Annotated in this window: 1 protein-coding gene; it reads right to left on the bottom strand. The window is 62.3% G+C overall.

Annotated elements, in window-relative coordinates; all coding sequences use genetic code 11:
- On the bottom strand, nt 1-929 hold a 929-nt coding region (locus ACFP1K_RS41120; protein WP_380764036.1), incomplete at its 5' end, for an ABC transporter substrate-binding protein.

Genomic DNA, 929 nt, shown 5'->3' with positions numbered 1-929 from the left:
TCAGTACTGGCGGTTGGGGAGTGCTTCCTTGGCCTGGTCCTGGGTGAAGGTGGTCTCCTCGGTGACCACGCGCGCCGGGACCTCCTGGCCACCGACGACCTTCTTGGCCAGGTCCATCAGTTGCGGGCCAAGCAACGGGCTGCACTCCACGATGTAATTGATCTTGCCGTCGGCCAGGGCCTGCATCCCGTCCTTCACCGCGTCAATCGTGATGATCTTGATGTCCTTGCCCGGCACCTTCCCGGCACCCTCGATCGCCTCGATCGCCCCAAGACCCATGTCATCGTTGTGCGCGAACAACACATCGATGTCCGGCGTCGACTTCAAGAACGCCTCCATGACCTCCTTGCCCTTGGCCCGCGTGAAGTCACCGGTCTGCGACGCCACCACCTTGAACTTGGCATCCGCCCCGATCACCTCGGCGAACCCCGCCTTACGGTCATTGGCCGGAGCCGAACCCGTGGTCCCCTGCAACTCCACGATGTTCACCGGATCCTTGGAATCCTTGTACTGCTCCACCAGCCACTGACCCGCCTTCTTGCCCTCCTCCACGAAATCCGACCCAAGGAAGGTCTTGTACAGCGAGGTATCCGGCGAATCCACCGCACGATCAGTCAAGATCACCGGAATCTTCGCGTTCTTCGCCTCCTTCAGCACCGTGTCCCACCCCGACTCCACCACCGGAGAGAACGCGATCACATCCACCTTCTGCTGGATGTACGACCGGATCGCCTTGATCTGGTTCTCCTGCTTCTGCTGAGCATCAGAGAACTTCAGCTCCACCCCCGCCGTCTTCGCCGACTCCTGCACCGACTTGGTGTTCGCGGTACGCCACCCGCTCTCCGCACCAACCTGCGAGAAACCCATCGTGATCGCACCACTGTCCCCGGCCTTGGCACCGGTGTCACCACCGCCACCACCGCCGCCGC

This window comes from Sphaerisporangium aureirubrum, assembly GCF_042658925.1.
GTDB lineage: Bacteria > Actinomycetota > Actinomycetes > Streptosporangiales > Streptosporangiaceae > Sphaerisporangium > Sphaerisporangium aureirubrum.
The sequence above is the reverse complement of the archived record's forward strand: the minus strand, read 5'-3'. Positions and strand labels throughout refer to the sequence as shown.